Source organism: Marinomonas sp. A3A (genome assembly GCF_018336955.1).
Taxonomy (GTDB): Bacteria; Pseudomonadota; Gammaproteobacteria; order Pseudomonadales; family Marinomonadaceae; genus Marinomonas; species Marinomonas lutimaris.
This window is the reverse complement of sequence record NZ_CP025532.1, coordinates 1,478,513-1,495,806: the sequence shown is the minus strand read 5'-3', so window position 1 is coordinate 1,495,806 and position 17,294 is coordinate 1,478,513. Positions and strand designations below refer to the sequence as shown.

Here is a 17,294-nt window from a genome sequence, read left to right as displayed (position 1 = left end):
CAAGAAAGCTGTATTGCTAAATAAGAAATAAACATTCACGTGATGAGATGACCTACGCGACCTAAGTCGTAGAGGATTGTCTAATTGGCTGTGTTACATTTATATGTAGGACGAGACCTTCAAGTCTCAAGATAAGCAACCATGACGCATCAGTCTATGTTTGGGTAATTTATTTAATGACTGTTTTCTGGGTTCTGTTAGCCATTCTTTATGTTCTGGGCCTGTTCTGGATTGCTATCTGGGGCGACAAAGAAAGTGCAACAGCAAAAAAGCTGACTCGCCACCCGTTGGTCTACAGCTTGTCATTAGCTATTTATTGTACGGCTTGGACATTTTACGGCTCTATTGGCGAAGCCTCACGCTCAGGCTGGAGTTATTTGCCAATTCTCCTAGGCCCAATTTTGCTTTACCTATTTGCCTTCCCCATTCTAAGAAAGATGATTACGGTCAGTCGTAAGCAAAACATCACTTCTATTGCTGACTTTATCTCTTCTCGATATGGCAAACGGCCGATGACCGCACCTTTAGTCATACTTATCAGTATGCTCGCAGTGATACCCTATATTGCCTTACAGCTAAAGGCCATCGGCTCGAATTTTGCTCTTTTTGTCAATCAGGATGAGTCCTCAACTAGCTTTGTTGTCTTAGTTGCGACTGTTCTAATTGGTATTTTTGCCATGTTATTTGGCACTCGAAAAGTTGAAGTCACTGAATATCGTTCTGGCATGATGCTAGCGATCGGCGCTGAATCCTTGTTTAAACTAATCGCCATTGTGGCCGTTGGTATCGTTGCCGTTCTGATGACACAAGAGTTTGATGTTAACAAGCTGAGTAAAAATGTCGATTTCACAGTATGGAATCCAGAACAGTTTCTATCCTTCCCGTTTCTTATGCAGACCTTTATGTCTGCAGCGGCGGTAATATGCTTGCCTCGCCAGTTTCATGTCACTGTGGTCGACCATCAAAATAACCAGCAATCCAATATGGCACGCTGGCTATTCCCTTTATATTTGCTGATTTTTGCCACCATCATTCCACCTATTGCCATTGCAGGTCAGAGCCTTTTTTCTGCGGATATCAATCCAGATACTTACGTGATTCAATTTGCTTTAGTGTCTGATAATCTGCCGCTGCAAATGCTGATTTTTCTTGGAGGAATGTCTGCTACGACGGCGATGATTATCATCGCCACTTTTGCCCTAAGTATCATGATCAGTAATGATGTAATCTTACCTCTGATGTTGGCTCGCGCCAGTGCCCAACAGCAAGCCTTGCCCTTATATCGACGCCGAATATTAATGATTCGACGCTTAGCCATGATGGGGATATTGCTGTTATCGTTTTTGTATTACCAAAAAATGGCCAATGCTGAATCATTAGCAAACACTGGAATACTGGCTTTCTCTCTCGTGTTACAACTTATGCCTGCGGTACTTGGTGGCCTCTATTGGAAACGCGCTCATGCTCATGGAGTTTATACTGGTTTAACCTTTGGCTTCTTATGCTGGGTATTACTGATGATGCTGCCACTCACAGGTAATATGGATTGGGATTTAGATAATGCACAATCTCGCTCAGAACTCATTAGTTACGGGGCTTTTATCAGTTTATTGGCAAATATCTTTGGCTATGTGGTCGGTTCTTTATTATCCACCGAGCGCTTGATTGACCGAATCCAAGCCACCGCCTTTGTTAGCCCAACCACAGAATTGGAAAAAGGCTTTTTTAAACCTAAAAGCAAAGCCACTAACGGTGATTTTTTCGTGCTGTTAGAAACCTTTTTAGGCAAGCAAAAGAGCCAACAAGTCCTATCGAACTTTGAGCAAGATTACAGCCAAACTATTCCATCGAATACTTCACCAAATCGCTTATTTGTCGACTACTGCGAACGTATTCTAGGTGGCGTATTAGGTGGTTCTTCGGCTCGCACTATCATTAATTCAATCTTGATTGATAAGCAAATCAAGGTGGAAGAAATGGTGACTTACCTAGATGAAACCACCCAAGCTATTCAATTCAGCCAAAATTTACTCTTCGTTTCCATGGACAATTTAGACCAAGGGATTAGCGTGGTAGACAAAGACCTACGCATCGTCGCTTGGAACAAAACCTACCTGTCTCTTTATCCTTATCCAGAAGGCATGTTAACCGTTGGTTTACCAGTAGAAGAATTGATTCGCTTTAATGCTGAACGCGGTGAGTGTGGTGTTGGCGACATAGAAGAGTTGGTTAACAAGCGCTTGGAACACCTTAAAAAAGGCACAACTCATCGCTTCTTACGACGCCGCGCCAGTGGCCGAGTTATCGAAATGGTAGGTAACCCTCTGCCTGATGGCGGCTTCGTCACCAGCTTTACCGATGTCACAGAACACATAGAAAGCCAACAAGCCTTAAAAGAGGCTAACATAGACTTAGAAAAGCGTGTCGAAGCCCGTACGGTAGAAGTACAAGGCGTTAACCACGAACTAATGCAAGAAATCGAACGCCGTAATCAAGCTGAAAAAGCTCTGATCAGCGCCAAAGCAGAAGCCGAACAAGCTAATGCCTCTAAGACAGAATTCCTCGCCTTAGCCAGTCATGATATTTTACAGCCGCTAAACGCCGCTAAGCTTTATATGGGGATTTTACAATCTACGGAATTACCCAATGACACCAACCAAGTTATTGATAAATTATCCGATTCTTTAGAATCAACCGAGGCACTAATTTCCACTTTGCTTGAAATCGCCCGACTAGACCAAGGGGCGATTCAACCCAAGTTAGTAGATTGCAATTTGCAAGATATCCTCGCACCGATTGTGGCTGAATTTGGCGTGATAGCAGACAGTAAAAACATTCGCTTAACCACACATTTACGCCCTTTTAGAGTTCATACAGACCCTATTTACTTACGCCGAATCATTCAAAATTTTGTTTCAAACGCGGTGAAGTACACGCAAAAAGGCCGCGTATTATTGAGTGTCAGACCTCGCTCTGGCGTCGTGTATTTACAAGTATGGGATACCGGTGTGGGAATTCCAGTAACAGAGCAAAAGAAAATATTTGATGACTTCTATCGTTGGGAAAACACCCAAGAACCAGGAATGGGATTGGGACTAGGCTTGGTTCGTCGCATGCAAAAACAACTCGGTTTAGTAACTGAAATACATTCAACCCCCGGTAAAGGTAGCTGCTTTAGCATCGGTATTCCATTGGCCAAAAGCAATCAAGTAGTCAATTTTTCAACATTTCAAACCACGATCACACCACAAGAAAAGCTGGCTCACTGCTATGTTTGGTGTATCGATGACGAGAAAAATAATCTAATCGCCATGAACACACTATTAACTCATTGGCAGTGCGACTGTCGGACATTTAATCGCTTTAATGATGCCCTAGAGGCAGAAGGGGAAGCAGAGTTACTGTTAGTGGATTACCATCTTGACGATAACCAAGATGGTTTGTCTTTGATTAAATCACTTCGAGCCCGTGCAGGAAAAACCATTCCAGCCGTGTTGATCACCGCTCTACGCGACCCAGAGCTAGTAGAGTTATGTAAGCAACAGAACATTACCTATATGGCAAAACCAGCAAAGCCCGCAAAATTACGGGCTTTGGTGCAACATATTCACCAATTAAGAGAGGACTCGCAATAACAGTGTTTTATCTTTCGAGATCAATCTTTCGAGGGTAGGCTTAAGCCACAACCAGCGAGAATAATACCGCTCACTGTGTCTCCGATACGCTGTAAATCTTCATCGCCCAAGGATTCAATACCACTTAAGGCAAGCACTTGGGCTTCAAAATCCGCGTAATGCTGAGTCGTTGCCCAAATCATATAAATCACACTAGCAGGATCACACTGACGCATTTTCCCTGCATCCATCCAAGATTGCAGCAAAGCAACGCGAGATTTAAACCATGGCTGTAATTCTTCTTTTAGGTAGTCACCAATATGCAGGGCACCGCCAATCACTTCCATGGCAAACAGACGAGAAGCCACACCTTTCTCAAAGCTCTGTTTCAGTTTAACACGAATAAAACTGTCCAATACGGCGGCGGGATCATCGTTTGCAGTCGCTTTATCAAACAAATCATTCCAACCCATCAAAGTTTGATCAAGCACTTGCTTGTACAAGTTCGCTTTGGATTGAAAATAATAAATGATATTTGGCTTAGGTAAACCAGCACGCTCAGCAATATGCTGCAAGCTGGCGCCGTTATAACCTTTTAAGCCAAATTCAATTTCAGCGGCTTCTAATATTTTAACAAAGACTTCTTCACGGTGGTTTTGACGTTTGCTCATGGGGGAGTTAAGTCCTTATTTGTATTGTCCCGTTACTACAAAAATATCTATAACACTTTAATAAAAACTAAACCGCTCCCTCATGGCGAAAAACCAATAAGAAAGCGGCTAATTATAAATACCTATTTCTAAGATCAAGCCAGCAGCGCAGTCAACTCTTCCGCTGTCGATAGCTTACCTTCGTCTTCAATATTCGGAAAAACAGCTACAGTGATCTTGTCTGCCGCAAGGCTTGGTAACCACTCAGTTTTAAATGTCTCAAGGGAAACAGACACTGGCTCGCAGTCGTCCCAATCTTCAATGGCCCACTGGCTAGCAAATTCCGCATCAGGCCAAACCATTACACAATCACCGTCGTCGGTTTCAACCATCACAAAACCTTCTTCGTTGCTCAAGCTCCATACCAATTCCGTGGCTTTAGCATGCTCAACAAAATACGCTAAACGCTCACTATCAGGCGCAACCAATAGTTGAACACGTTCATCCATCGATAATTCTTTCATCATTCAATCTCTTTATTAAAAGTAAGCAACTTCTTCTTCGGTTAATTCACGGAAATCGCCAGCTGGAATGTCAGCATCCAGTGACAAAGGACCAATTTGATCCCGGTGAAGCTCTTCAACTTTATTACCGACAGCTGCCAACATACGTTTTACTTGATGATATTTACCTTCTTGAATCGTCAGATAAATATCGCAATCGCTAATACGCTCCGCGACCGCTGGTAATGTTGGCTGCAATTCACCATTCAGCATCACACCTTTTTCCAATTGCTTCAAATCTTCATCGCTAATTGGATCAGCTAACATCATACGATAGCGTTTGTTACAGGCATTACGTGGTGAGGTAATTCGATGCAGCCATTGCCCATCTGTGGTTAGCAGCAATAAACCTGTGGTGTCTTTATCCAGACGACCAACAATCTTTAACTCTTGCCCTAGATGAGAAGGCAAAAGATCCAGCACCGTCGGGTGATCTGGATCTTGGGTAGCGCACACATAACCCGCAGGTTTGTGCAATAAATAGTATCCCTCAGATGGCCATGCCAAAAGGGCATCATCTAGGCAAATCTGATCCCCTTCTTGTACGGTGTAATTGGCTTTTTTAACCACTTCACCATTTACAGTTACACGGCCTTTTGATGCTGCAATTTTTGCAGCTTTACGTGCCAATTCAGTCACGTGGGATAAATAAAAATCAAGTCTCAAGGGTATCGCCTATGGCTTTGTTAATTAAATTTAAGAAAATACTTCGTGGGTGGTTTCAATTTCTTTGTAGAAAAACGTCGCATTATGCAACATACCGTTTGCACTGCGAGTGTAACCAGGCACTTCACCAAACGGAATATAGCCCATATTGACATACATGTCGTGAGCTATGTCATCGCTTCTTACTTCAAGTATTAGTAGCTGTCGTTGCATGGATGCCGCTACACGCTCAACACCTTGCATCAGCATGCCGCCCAAGCCATGCTCTCTCGCTTGAGTGTGAACCATTAGCTTTTCCACATCGCAACGATGTAATGCATTGGCTTTTGGAGACATGGCAATTTGTACACTGCCAACAACTTTATCGTCTTCACGGATCAATAAAACTTGGCGGGCATTAGCTTGTAAATCATCGTTAATCGACAACCAATAAGCTTTCGCTTCAGACTCACTCATTGGTGGTAAAAAACCAATTGGCGCGCCAGAGTCAACTGCATCACATAACAACTCGACAAGATCATCTAGGTAGGGGTTAAGGTTGTCTACTTTGAGTAATTCCAAACTCTTTTCCTCTGTCTTTTTGATTAGCGTAATAATACCTGAGCCAAGCTCTGTTAGGAAACGTCAACACGGTTTAAGCGAATTGAAGACACAAAAAAGGCGACCTAAGCCGCCTTGCTCACTCATTTATGAGGTAATTTAAACATTACCCATATAACGTCCTGGTTTATGGTTCACGGCGATAATCATATTTAATGCCACTGCACCCACAAACGAAATAATGATCAAGGTGTAATCCACAACAAAAACAGACAAAAGCACAATCATACAATCAACGGCCATCTGGAATTTCCCCATGGAAATACCATATTTTTCAGCCAAATAACGAGCAAGAATATTCAAACCACCAAGACTTGCGTTATGACGAAACAACATCAAAAAGCCCACGCCCATCAAAAAACCACCGGCAATACTGGCATAAAGCGGATTAACCTTATCAAAGGTCACCATCATCGGCGTGACATCAGCAAAAACCGACAAGCAAAATACAGAAAGGAAAGTCTTTATGGTGAATTCCCAACCAAAGTGCATAATCGCCAAAACGTAAAAAGGAAGGTTAATCAAGAAAAACGCCTGACCAAAAGTCAAAGGCGTTGAATACTTCATCAAAAAAGCTAATCCAGCAGAACCACCCGTTAACAAACCCGCATGAGTAAAGAGGTTCACACCCAATGCAATAATCAAGGTACCAAGAATCACAGCTTGAGCATCTTCAAGACGTGTGTGTTTTTTTACCTTAGGTAATTCGGCCGTCGACATGGGTTTCTCTCTGCTTTAAAGGTGAAGTAGATATTAGATAGAAAACGGGGATTTTAGAGAAAAATACCTATAAGACCAACACCAAGACAGAAAGCAGTTTTCAGCTTTTTTAAAAAAGTGTCTAGTTTTATGTACACTCAATTAAGTAGCACAAATCCGATGAATGACCTTTCCTATAACACGTCTTGGCGACACCCAACCAATCCGTTCGGACTGTAAACTTTTATTGCTTTCACCGCCTAACCAAAGCTGTCCGTCTGGAGCGATATGCAATACTTTTTTGATAATAAATCCGTATAACGCGTGATCAACTACAACTAAATGACCTGTTTTAAGCTTTTTATGCCAACGACTGGTAAAAACAAAATCTCCATCGTTCAAAACTGGAGCCATACTTTCGCCTTGTACCTTGATTAAATGAAGCATAGTTACTCCTTTACGCGACCTATTTGCAAAATTAATGTCTATTCAAATGCTGCTTTCAATTTTTTAGATCAGGATAAACGACATCCAACATAGGCGGATAAGGGCAAGGAGCACGATAGATTGGAACATCCTTCGTAAACCAAAAGGCTTCTGCAAAGTCATTCACTAAAGCAACCAACCTCTCCCCTTCTGCACGATCAATTCCCTGTTTGCATTTTGAGGCCTGCAACATAATGGAATGCACTAGATCATGAGTATTGGGTATTTGCTCAAATTGCGGCGCTTTAAAATAATCTCCCCAGATAATCCGAACGGCCTCTTTCACTTCTGTACAAGCTGATTCTTTTTCGCTGACTAAACGAGAGATCTGAGCAAAGTCAGCCACACCTAACAACCCTTTTTCTTCTACTTCTTTAATCAAATCCATCAGACGAACACAGCTCAACGCCGCTAAAAGAGCTGTAGAAGGATCATAAATTTTACAGGGTATATCACAGTGAGCTTGCGCAGTCTTAAAGCCAATCACTTTATCTAACGTTTTAATCACACTATGCATCATGGCTAATCTCCTCTCGTTCAAGTTGTTTGCGGCGACGTAATAACTGCTTATAAATAAAGCCGCCAACAATAATGCTTCCCACAGCAAATACGGTTAATACGTGAATCAGGTCACTCGCCCAATGTGAATCATCATGACCAGGATGTGCCTGTGCCAATTGACTCATGATAAGAAAAACACTGCATAACATGACGGTAATAATAGATTTCATATCATCATTCCTTTTTTAGTACCAAAAATGTCAGTGACGCACCATGGTGGCAGGCATAGACACAGCGTTAGACAATGACTGCATCAAGGCTCTGCTTTGCGCAGCAACCTCCTTACTATAACTCTGAGTAAACAGCTCCCATTCAAAACGAATATGAGTCGCGGTTCTCATGATGAGAGAGCGCTGTTCGCCATCCAGATCTGGTCGAGCAATAATGGTTTGCAGAAAATTGACCGCACACTCAAATTGAGTATTAGCGGAAATAAAGTCACCTAAGGCGGTATAAGATTCGGCAATATTCAAAAAGCTTACCGCAGCGGCAGCAACAGCCGATTCAGCATCTCGATAAAAATCTTCATCGAATGAACGCTCTGCTTCCATCAATGCCTGTCGGTTTAAATCCACAGCATCAGTAAAAGCATGGTTTGAATAAGCTCGGTTGGCTTGTCTAGTTAAACGTTCCCAGTCCTGCATTGTTTTCTCCACGATATGTTATGACGCATCAATTAAACTTAATGAGAATCATTATCGTAAAAGATTTTAAATAAATCCAGCTAATTTGAGAATAAATCTCATTTGAATGCATTTTTTACATTATGAAGAGTCTGAGCAGGTCTAGCCCCAGACACAAAGAAAGGAAAGATAAAGGGATTGAAATAGAGAGTAATTCAGAAAGAGTAGCTCGCTGCGCGAACTACCACTCAATTCCGACTTGAGCTTTTACACCATTCGCAAAAGCATGACGTTCATTGGCAATTTTACTGTGGGTATCAACACTGTCTAACAAAACGCGTGGTGCTGTACGGCCTGTCATCATCACATTTTGATGAGCGGGACGAGCAGCCAACGCAGCGATCAAATCGTCTTCATTTAAATAGCCATATTTATACATGTAGGTAATTTCATCCAACAAAACAAAATGCACACTTGGGTCAGACAATACACTTTTAGCTAACGCCCACGCTTGCTCAGCGGCTTCTTTTTCCAATTCTGGGTTACGTGTTTCCCAAGTGAAACCATGTCCCATGACGTGAAAATCAACTAATGGATGAGAACCAAAGAACAGCTGTTCACCTGTCGCTTTTCGCCCTTTGATAAACTGAATTACCGCACTTTTTTGTCCATGTCCCAAAGCACGAGCCATGGTACCAAAGGCGCTAGAACTTTTGCCTTTGCCATTACCAGTTAGCAAGATGGTTACACCACGCTCTTGCGTTGCCGCTGCAATACGTTGATCAACAACCGCTTTTTTCTTCAACAAACGTGCTTCGTTCTTTTCTGCTTGTTCTGTGCTTTTTTGCTCTGTGACTTTTTGCCCAGGAGAAGGATCCATCATAATTTGTCTCTTTAATGTCATTTTTTTGTACTACTTTTTTTGTACTACTTTTTTTGTACTACTTTTTTTGTACTACTTTTTCTTGTACAACAACCAACTTGGGTAATACAAATCTTTATGTATCGCGAACACCCTTAGTATAAAGACTAAAGCGACTGCGTAAATCGAGTTAAACTCATGTGTCGGTACGTTTTTTTCAAGTAGCACTAATAACAAGGCGCCTAAGAATGCTGGTGTTGCGTAAAATTCTCGCCCCAACACCAAAGGTGGACGATGGCTCAAAATATCACGAATAATACCGCCAGCTACACCAGTAATAATACCCATAGTGATAGCAATCGTTGGCGGGAAACCTAAATTTAACACTTTCTCCGTTGCTACTACGGTAAAAAGCGCCAGGCCAAAAGAGTCTGCATAATGGAAAACGGTTTGCCTATCTTCAATAAATCGCACCGTAAAAAACGCCAAAGCAGAAGATAAAAATGCCACCCACAAATAAGAGGTGTCTTCAACCCAATAAACCGTTTCCACCGATAAAACCGTATCTCGAATCGTACCGCCACCCAATGACGTCACCATACCAAGAAATACCACGCTAAAAAGATCCATGTCTTTTTTGCCGGACGAAATAACCCCTGTGATTGCAAACGCAGCAATCCCAAACATACCCAAAAGATATAGCAACATTTTTTATTGATTCTCAATCGAACTTAAGACGATCTGGCGAATACCAAATCCAACATTAAAAGGCACTCGTTACTGACTCTATACCCAGTCACCAGCACCCAAACGCTTTAACATGACAAAATCCCCTTGAATGGAAAACTCCGTCAAACTGCTGAAGCCTACATCAATTCGGTGACATTGATCCAAAGGCCATTGGCATAGCATGCAGACAAACACCTTGATGACACCAGAATGAGCAACTAATACACAGTTCTCCATCGGCAAATCTTTTACCGACAGCCACCATTGCCAAACACGATCTGCCACAACTTGCAGCGACTCGCCATTATAAGGCGCTGAATGCACAATGTCGCCAGCCCAAAGATCTATTTCTTGCTTTGGAATATCTTGCCAACACAGCCCTTCCCAATCGCCAAAATCCAGTTCTTTTAGTGCGTCAACAACTTGTGATTTACCATCTCCAATATGTTCAGCTAATCGTGCTGCTCGGCTTAACGGACTGTGAAAACACACATTTGATTCACCATCAAATTCGATCGACAAGGCATTTTTTAATGCTTGTGCTCCCTCTTCCCAACCATCGACAAGTGGCACATCCATATCACCGTAACACAGACCTTTCTTAACCTCTGGCCTTGGATGTCGAATCAAATAAAGCTTCACGAATAAGACACCAACAGACACAAGACAACAAATATTTCGCCTATCTGTTCGCTTGCCCCCAATGTATCGCCATTAAAGCCATCAATTTTTTTACGCAAATAAAGGCGCATCAAAAAGACTAAAACCGCTGCAAAAACAAAGGTAAGAATCAAATCGAACAAATTAAATGCCAACATACCAAGCAACAAGCAAGGCAACAAAGCCACCAGCCACTGGCTAGGTTCTAACTTAGCAATCATGCTCGATGCCTTACTTTGCCCCATGGTTACATAATCTAGTGTATTCATTAACACCAGAGGTATGAATCGAGCAATAACATGCACCACACACCAACCGCTTAAGGTATAAATAAAACCTAAAAACGAGTCCGGAATGATCTGCAACCATTCACTAAGCAACAACCATTTCAGTGTTAAGGAAAACCAAATAGACAAGGCGGCATAACTGCCAATGCGCGAATCTTTCATGATCGACAAGCGTTGCTCTTTATCCCAGCCGCCAACCAAACCATCACAACTGTCCATCAGACCATCTTCGTGAAATCCACCGGTTAATAACACCGCGGTCAACAACATAAAAAGCGCTTGCAAAGACGTCGACCAATCAAACCATAATGGCCAAGCGCTCAGTAAACCGACAACCAAACCAATCCATGGTAAAAAGCACACCGCTGGGATGTGCTTTATGTCATCACTCCAATCCACCTTCAGTGGGATTCGAGTATAAGTAACAAGGCTACGTTTAAAGCCTTGCCAATAAGGGCCAATAATCATGCCTTTCATCTTTGTTTTGACTAACCTAGTTATTTATATAGTTGGCCAATAGCCTATTTGAACGAAAGCTATTTAGAATCACTCACACCAGCACTTTCAAAGCTCGCCATCTTATTCAAAAACAGACACGCACTGTTGATTAATGGATAAGCTAAAATAGCACCAGAACCTTCACCCAAACGCAGATCCAATGACAAAATAGGTTCTGCACTCAAATAATCAAGCAATATCTTGTGGGCTTTTTCATTCGATTGGTGAGCAAAAATGGCATACTCACGCACATTCGGAGCGATTTTCTGCGCAAACAACAAAGCGACTGAACAAATGAAACCATCCACAACAAAAGCCGTTTGGCGCTGAGCCGATTGCAACATAGCACCAGCCATCGCCAAAATTTCAAAACCACCGACTTGCTCCGCGAGGGTTTGTGCACTCCAGTCAGCCATCATCTGGCCAGTTTCTTGTTCTGCACGCTTTAGTGATTGCTCAATAATCTGCGCCTTATGGGAAACCCCAGCAATGTCCAATCCAGTGCCACGTCCAGTGCTGTCTATCGCGCTAACACCAATTAATGCCGTCATCATGCAAGAAGACACACAAGTGTTACCAATGCCCATTTCACCAAACATCAACAAGTTCACGCCATCATCAATAGCAAGATTGGCTTCGTCAACACCCGCTTGAATCGCTTGTTCAAGTTGCTGCGTTGTCATTGCGGCTTGTTGACTAAAGTCCTGAGACGAGAATGCTACTTTACGCGCACCTAATAAAGGATGCGCAGCTAATTCTGCATTCACGCCTACATCAACAATTCGCAGTGGCACATTATGTTGCTCACAAAAAACACTCACAGCAGCACCGCCCATCAAAAAGTTCATCACCATTTGTGGTGTTACTTCTTGAGGAAACAAACTAATGCCCTGTGCGACAACACCATGATCAGCTGCAAAGATGATCATCTTAGGTTTTGATGTATCTGGCGTTAACGTTTGCTGAATTTTGCCAAGCTGAAAAGCAATGTTTTCCAACTCGCCCAGCGCACCTAACGGTTTAGTTTTGTTATCAATTTTGTGTTGTAACTCTGCGGCAATAACAGCCGAAGGTGCCGGAATATTAAATTGCTTAAACAAGGCTTTGTGCCCCTTAACCTTTGGCCTTAACAGCGCGTTGACGCACTACTTCGTAGAGACAAACACCGGTCGCTACTGACACATTCAAACTAGAAACCACACCAGCCATAGGCAGTTTCACTAAATAATCACATTGCTCACGAGTCAAACGACGCATGCCATCTCCTTCTGCGCCCATAACAATGGCCGTCGGAATGGTTAAGTCTTGCTCGTAAATAGTTTGTGTCGCTTCGCCAGCCGTGCCAAAGATCCACACACCTTGGTCCTGCAACTTCTTCATGGTGCGAGCAAGGTTGGTCACCGCATACACAGGAATGCTTTCTGCGGCACCGCAAGCGACTTTGCTTACCGTTGCATTCAAAGGCGCAGAATTATCCTTTGGCATCACAACCGCATGAGCGCCAGCTGCGTCAGCACTACGCAAACAAGCACCCAAATTATGCGGATCTGTCACGCCATCTAGAATAATGATCAACGGCGTTTCATCTAAACCCGCGATTAGCGTATGCAAGTCTGCTTCATTACCCGCTTTGTTCATTGTGGTATAAGCGACAACACCTTGGTGAACCACACGATCTTTATTTGAGGTAAACAATTGGTCGAGATCGCGGCGGGCAACAACGCTATGACGCACTTTATTTGCCTTACAAAGCTGCATTAAGCGCTGAGTTTTCTTATCGTCACGGCCTTCTTGAAAACGCACTTCTTTGATACGTTCTGGCTGTTGGTTCAACGCATTTTCCACGGCATGTATGCCGTATATCCATTCTAAATCTGACATCTTTTACTCTATTAATTTGGGGGCATACGCCCCCATTTTATTCATCTAGAAAGTTACTAATCTAGAAAGTTATTCATCTATAAAGCTCAGTTCACAGCTTCAGATCAGTCTTTTGCTTTTGGCTTAGTATTGCTCTTTTTCGGCTTTTTAGGCTTTTTCGTTTTTTTAGCCGCTGCCGTTGGCTTACCATTTGCCGAAACAGTACCCGACTTTTTCTGTCTGATACGTTTGCCTTTAGAAGCCGGCGAACGGCGCTTTTTCTTCGCCTTGCCATCCGACTCTTTAGCCTCTGATTTGCCATCTTTCGACTTATCGCCTTCTACTTTGGCGACAGACTTAGGCTTAGGTCGACCACCCAATTCAATAGGCGGCAACTGAGCTAATTGCATTTCAAGCTCCGACATTTCGTTGCGTTCCACTTTTTTACGTGGTTGACGCGCAGCGCTTTCGTCCAAACTCAAATCAATCTTACGCTGTTCCAAGTTCACATTAGACACTCGAACTTTCAAGGTATCGCCAAGACGGAACACTCGACCCGTTCGTTCACCAATAATCGCCTGATGCTCCATGTCATGAACAAAGTAATCTTGTCCAAGCCCTGAAATATGCACCAAACCATCGACAAACAAACCTTGTAGCTCAACGAACAAACCAAACGAGGTCACAGCAGTAACGACACCATCAAACGGTTCGCCCAAATGCTGTTCAACGTATTGGCATTTCAACCAAGCTTCCACATCACGGGTTGCTTCATCAGCACGGCGCTCAGTCAAGGAACAAGAATCCCCTAAACCATCCATATCGGCGTGATTGTAACCATAGATTTTGCGTTCTTTCAGTTCTGGGCTACCTGCCACACGATGGGCCTGACGCACGGCTGGACGACCTTCACCACGAATCAAGTAACGGATCGCGCGATGAACCAACAAATCTGGGTAACGACGAATTGGCGACGTAAAGTGCGTATAAGCTTCGTAATTCAAACCAAAGTGGCCCAAGTTATCCGCTTGATATACAGCCTGAGACATAGAACGCAGCATCATGGTCTGAATACTACGAGCATCCGCTCGATCTTTAATGCTTTCAGACAGTGCCGCGTAATCTGCTGGCGTCGGTTTCGTGCCGCCCGTTAATTCTAAACCCAGCAAACCAAGGTAAGTACGCAAGGTTAACAAACGGTCGTCTTTTGGCCCTTCGTGAACACGGAACAAGGCTGGCAAATCTGCAGTAATCAACAATTCTGCTGCCGCCACGTTGGCGCACAACATACATTCTTCAATCAGTTTATGAGCGTCGTTACGTTCAACTGGAATAATGTGTTCAATCTTAGAATTCTCGTCGAATACCATGCGGGTTTCGATGGTATCGAATTCCATCGCACCGCGTTCATCACGAGCGCCTTTTAATACATGATACAAACCTTTTAAGTCATCAATATGCGAGACAATAGACGCATAACGCTCACGAAGTTCAATACCTTGCTCTTCTGGCTCGTCGTCGATCATTTTCGCGACTTTGCTGTAGGTTAGACGAGCATGAGAGCGGATAATACCTTCATAAAACTTGAAGCCGCGCATCTTGCCTTTCGTCGTCAAAGACACTTCCGCCACCATCGCCAAACGATCTACATCTGGGTTAAGTGAACACAAACCATTCGACAAAACTTCCGGCAACATAGGGATAACACGACCAGGGAAATAGACCGAGTTACCACGAACAATGGCTTCTTCATCTAGCGCAGTGTCTTTCTTCACATAGTGAGAAACGTCGGCAATGGCAACAAACAACTTCCAACCGCCCGGTGTTTTTTCACAATATACCGCGTCATCAAAGTCACGCGCGTCTTCACCATCGATAGTAACAAAAGGTGTATCACGTAAATCAACACGATGTTCTTTGTCTTCTTCAGCAACTTCTGTGGTGAAGTTTTTAATTTGTTTTTCAACCGCAGCTGGCCACTCGTTAGGAATTTCATAACGGTGCATTGCTACTTCGATTTCAACACCTGGCGCCATAAAGTCACCAAGGACTTTTTTCACCAAGCCTTGAGCTGGTTTACCGCGCTCAGCGTAGCTAACAATTTCCGCCAACACATATTGACCATGCTTTGGCGTTAAGCCAGAGTCAGTGGTGATCAAGATATCTTGAGCGATACGTGGATTCTCTGGTGTCACGAAAGCCGTGCGGCTCTCTTCATAATATCGGCCAACAAGTTGCGTGTGCTTACGTTCTAGCACCTCAACCACGACACCATCTAAGCGACCTTTAACGCTACGACCAGAAAGGCGTGCTTTTACTTTATCGCCATCCATCACGTTCTGCATTTGACGGGCAGACAGGAAAATATCGTCATCGCTTTGACGCAATAAGAAACCATGACCTTCTTTATTGCCTTGAACGTAACCTTCGATCAGATCACTTTCTAAAATCGGCGAGTATTCGTCATTTTGGTTGCTGGTCATTTGATTGTCTCGGCACATAGCGATGAGACGACGACGGAGGGCTTCGATTTCGTCTTCGCCAGTCAGCGAAAACTCTTTGCATAAATCTAAATGACCCATGCTTTTATTTTGGGTGGCAAGAAACTCTAAAATGAATTCACGGCTCGGTACAGGGTTATCGTACTTAGACGCTTCTCGCTGCATGTGTGGATCGTTAATTTTTTTATTACTCAATGTATTTTTATCCTTGGTTTTTTCAATAAGACGCCCTTTTATAAAATAGAAATATGAACATCTCACTATTTAGAACATTTGCAGTACTCGCTATCGCTTCTGATAAGCCACTTAATGCGAGTCACTGTCGCGCTCAATTAATCGTCATTATAGAGCATATTAACCAAATACTCTGCAAGTTAGCGCAGCTCTTAGCATTATCTGCACACTCTCTTCGAGTAAATTTGGTAATTACACAACAAATAGCCCTTATGACTCGATATTTGTCTGTCTTTTACAAGCATTTGTAATGCCATTTTGGCCTAAGCGAAATATTTTCATTACTTAATTGTCTAAATTTCAAGCAAAAACGATGAACCCATCGAATTATCTGATCATTCCGCCAAGCATTTTTACTGTCTATGGCGCACCAAATCCATTTCCGCCATCACTTTGGTGGAAATTTCTTCCACAGACAGTTTTGTTGAATTCAAAAAAGGGATGCGTTCTTGGCGATATAAAGACTCCACTTCGTCCACTTCATAGCGACATTGACGAGCAGAGGCATACTTACTCGCCGCCATTCGACCAGTACGAATTTCATGCAACCGCTGAGCGTCTATCGTCAAACCAAATAACTTTTTCTTATGATCTTTTAACACCTTAGGCAAACCAGGCGTAGAAAAGTCATCTTCGGTAATTGGATAGTTTGCCGCTTTGATACCGTACTGCATCGCCAAATACAAACTGGTCGGCGTTTTGCCTGAGCGAGATACACCCAACAAGATAATATCCGCCTCGGCAAAATTCTTCACCGACGCCCCGTCATCATTCGCCAAAGCATAATTTATGGCGTCTATTCGGCCATCATAAACGCCCTCTTTCATACCATGGGCTTTCTGTGCTGTCGGCTGGGCTTTCACGCCTAAAGCTTGTTCAATCGGCGACAATAAATCTCCAAACAAGTTGTAACAATGGCAATCACAAGAATCGATGATATCGCGAATTGTCACATCAGAAATAGTATAAAAAACCAGCAAAGCAATACCTTGCTGCACTTCCAAATTAATCTGTTGTTTTAAGCCTTCCGCCCGATCTTTAGTACCCAAAAACGGCACACTTTTTGTCTCTACCGCCACATCAAAAAAGGACAGCATTGCCGACCCAAATACCTCAGCAGTGATCGCTGTCCCATCCGATACAAAATACACTTTCATGCGTTTTTTTCCCGTTTTTGTTGTTATCTAACGACATTCGTTTT

At 43.1% G+C, this 17,294-nt stretch carries 18 protein-coding genes; 1 reads left to right on the top strand and 17 read right to left on the bottom strand.

Translation table 11 applies throughout. From position 1 onward, the window contains the following. Positions 1 to 176 precede the first annotated feature (176 nt). On the top strand, positions 177 to 3,635 hold the full coding sequence (locus CYL31_RS06970) for a PAS domain-containing hybrid sensor histidine kinase/response regulator (protein WP_212918210.1): 3,459 nt from the start codon (positions 177 to 179) through the stop codon (positions 3,633 to 3,635). A 20-nt stretch (positions 3,636 to 3,655) separates the two neighbouring features. On the opposite strand, the gene CYL31_RS06965 is transcribed toward CYL31_RS06970, so the two are convergent. From CYL31_RS06965 to CYL31_RS06885, 17 genes are all read right to left on the bottom strand, one after another. After that, positions 3,656 to 4,285, bottom strand: coding sequence for a TetR family transcriptional regulator C-terminal domain-containing protein (locus tag CYL31_RS06965; protein WP_212918209.1), 630 nt, complete (start codon positions 4,283 to 4,285; stop codon positions 3,656 to 3,658). Between the two features lie 134 nt (positions 4,286 to 4,419). Continuing rightward, positions 4,420 to 4,791: a DUF2750 domain-containing protein gene (locus tag CYL31_RS06960; protein WP_212918208.1), complete on the bottom strand. Its 372-nt coding sequence runs from the start codon at positions 4,789 to 4,791 to the stop codon at positions 4,420 to 4,422. A 12-nt stretch (positions 4,792 to 4,803) separates the two neighbouring features. Next, positions 4,804 to 5,493, bottom strand: coding sequence for a pseudouridine synthase (locus tag CYL31_RS06955; RefSeq protein ID WP_212918207.1), 690 nt, complete (start codon positions 5,491 to 5,493; stop codon positions 4,804 to 4,806). 30 nt (positions 5,494 to 5,523) lie between these two features. After that, positions 5,524 to 6,054 carry a GNAT family N-acetyltransferase gene (locus tag CYL31_RS06950; RefSeq protein WP_212918206.1) on the bottom strand — a complete coding sequence of 177 codons (531 nt, stop codon included), beginning with the start codon at positions 6,052 to 6,054 and terminating at the stop codon, positions 5,524 to 5,526. 138 nt (positions 6,055 to 6,192) lie between these two features. Beyond that, on the bottom strand, positions 6,193 to 6,813 hold the full coding sequence (locus CYL31_RS06945; protein WP_212918205.1) for a YitT family protein: 621 nt from the start codon (positions 6,811 to 6,813) through the stop codon (positions 6,193 to 6,195). Between the two features lie 141 nt (positions 6,814 to 6,954). After that, complete coding sequence (locus CYL31_RS06940) at positions 6,955 to 7,239, bottom strand: S24/S26 family peptidase (RefSeq protein WP_212918204.1); 285 nt, start codon at positions 7,237 to 7,239, stop codon at positions 6,955 to 6,957. 55 nt (positions 7,240 to 7,294) lie between these two features. Next, positions 7,295 to 7,798, bottom strand: a complete 504-nt coding sequence (sodN, locus tag CYL31_RS06935; RefSeq protein WP_212918203.1) for a superoxide dismutase, Ni — start codon at positions 7,796 to 7,798, stop codon at positions 7,295 to 7,297. Next, a complete protein-coding gene (locus CYL31_RS06930; protein WP_212918202.1) occupies positions 7,788 to 8,009 on the bottom strand; it encodes a hypothetical protein in 222 nt (73 codons plus the stop codon). The genes sodN and CYL31_RS06930 overlap by 11 nt, the downstream gene beginning before the upstream one ends. 30 nt (positions 8,010 to 8,039) lie before the next feature. Continuing rightward, positions 8,040 to 8,483, bottom strand: coding sequence for a DUF2753 family protein (locus CYL31_RS06925; RefSeq protein ID WP_212918201.1), 444 nt, complete (start codon positions 8,481 to 8,483; stop codon positions 8,040 to 8,042). 220 nt (positions 8,484 to 8,703) lie between these two features. Further along, positions 8,704 to 9,342: a cob(I)yrinic acid a,c-diamide adenosyltransferase gene (gene cobO, locus CYL31_RS06920; RefSeq protein WP_212918858.1), complete on the bottom strand. Its 639-nt coding sequence runs from the start codon at positions 9,340 to 9,342 to the stop codon at positions 8,704 to 8,706. 75 nt (positions 9,343 to 9,417) lie between these two features. Continuing rightward, complete coding sequence (locus CYL31_RS06915) at positions 9,418 to 10,032, bottom strand: trimeric intracellular cation channel family protein (protein WP_212918200.1); 615 nt, start codon at positions 10,030 to 10,032, stop codon at positions 9,418 to 9,420. 78 nt (positions 10,033 to 10,110) lie between these two features. Next, the gene (locus tag CYL31_RS06910; protein WP_212918199.1) at positions 10,111 to 10,695 is read right to left on the bottom strand and encodes a histidine phosphatase family protein; all 585 of its coding nucleotides are present in this window, start codon (positions 10,693 to 10,695) and stop codon (positions 10,111 to 10,113) included. Further along, positions 10,692 to 11,468 carry an adenosylcobinamide-GDP ribazoletransferase gene (locus CYL31_RS06905; RefSeq protein ID WP_249411721.1) on the bottom strand — a complete coding sequence of 259 codons (777 nt, stop codon included), beginning with the start codon at positions 11,466 to 11,468 and terminating at the stop codon, positions 10,692 to 10,694. The genes CYL31_RS06910 and CYL31_RS06905 overlap by 4 nt, the downstream gene beginning before the upstream one ends. A gap of 68 nt (positions 11,469 to 11,536) precedes the next feature. Beyond that, positions 11,537 to 12,598: a nicotinate-nucleotide--dimethylbenzimidazole phosphoribosyltransferase gene (cobT, locus tag CYL31_RS06900; RefSeq protein ID WP_212918197.1), complete on the bottom strand. Its 1,062-nt coding sequence runs from the start codon at positions 12,596 to 12,598 to the stop codon at positions 11,537 to 11,539. Positions 12,599 to 12,611: 13 nt separating this feature from the next. Further along, positions 12,612 to 13,379, bottom strand: a complete 768-nt coding sequence (gene rlmB, locus CYL31_RS06895) for a 23S rRNA (guanosine(2251)-2'-O)-methyltransferase RlmB (protein WP_100187386.1) — start codon at positions 13,377 to 13,379, stop codon at positions 12,612 to 12,614. Positions 13,380 to 13,483: 104 nt separating this feature from the next. Then, positions 13,484 to 16,024: a ribonuclease R gene (rnr, locus tag CYL31_RS06890; protein ID WP_249411769.1), complete on the bottom strand. Its 2,541-nt coding sequence runs from the start codon at positions 16,022 to 16,024 to the stop codon at positions 13,484 to 13,486. Between the two features lie 422 nt (positions 16,025 to 16,446). Further along, complete coding sequence (locus CYL31_RS06885; protein WP_212918195.1) at positions 16,447 to 17,250, bottom strand: pyruvate, water dikinase regulatory protein; 804 nt, start codon at positions 17,248 to 17,250, stop codon at positions 16,447 to 16,449. Positions 17,251 to 17,294: the final 44 nt, after the last annotated feature.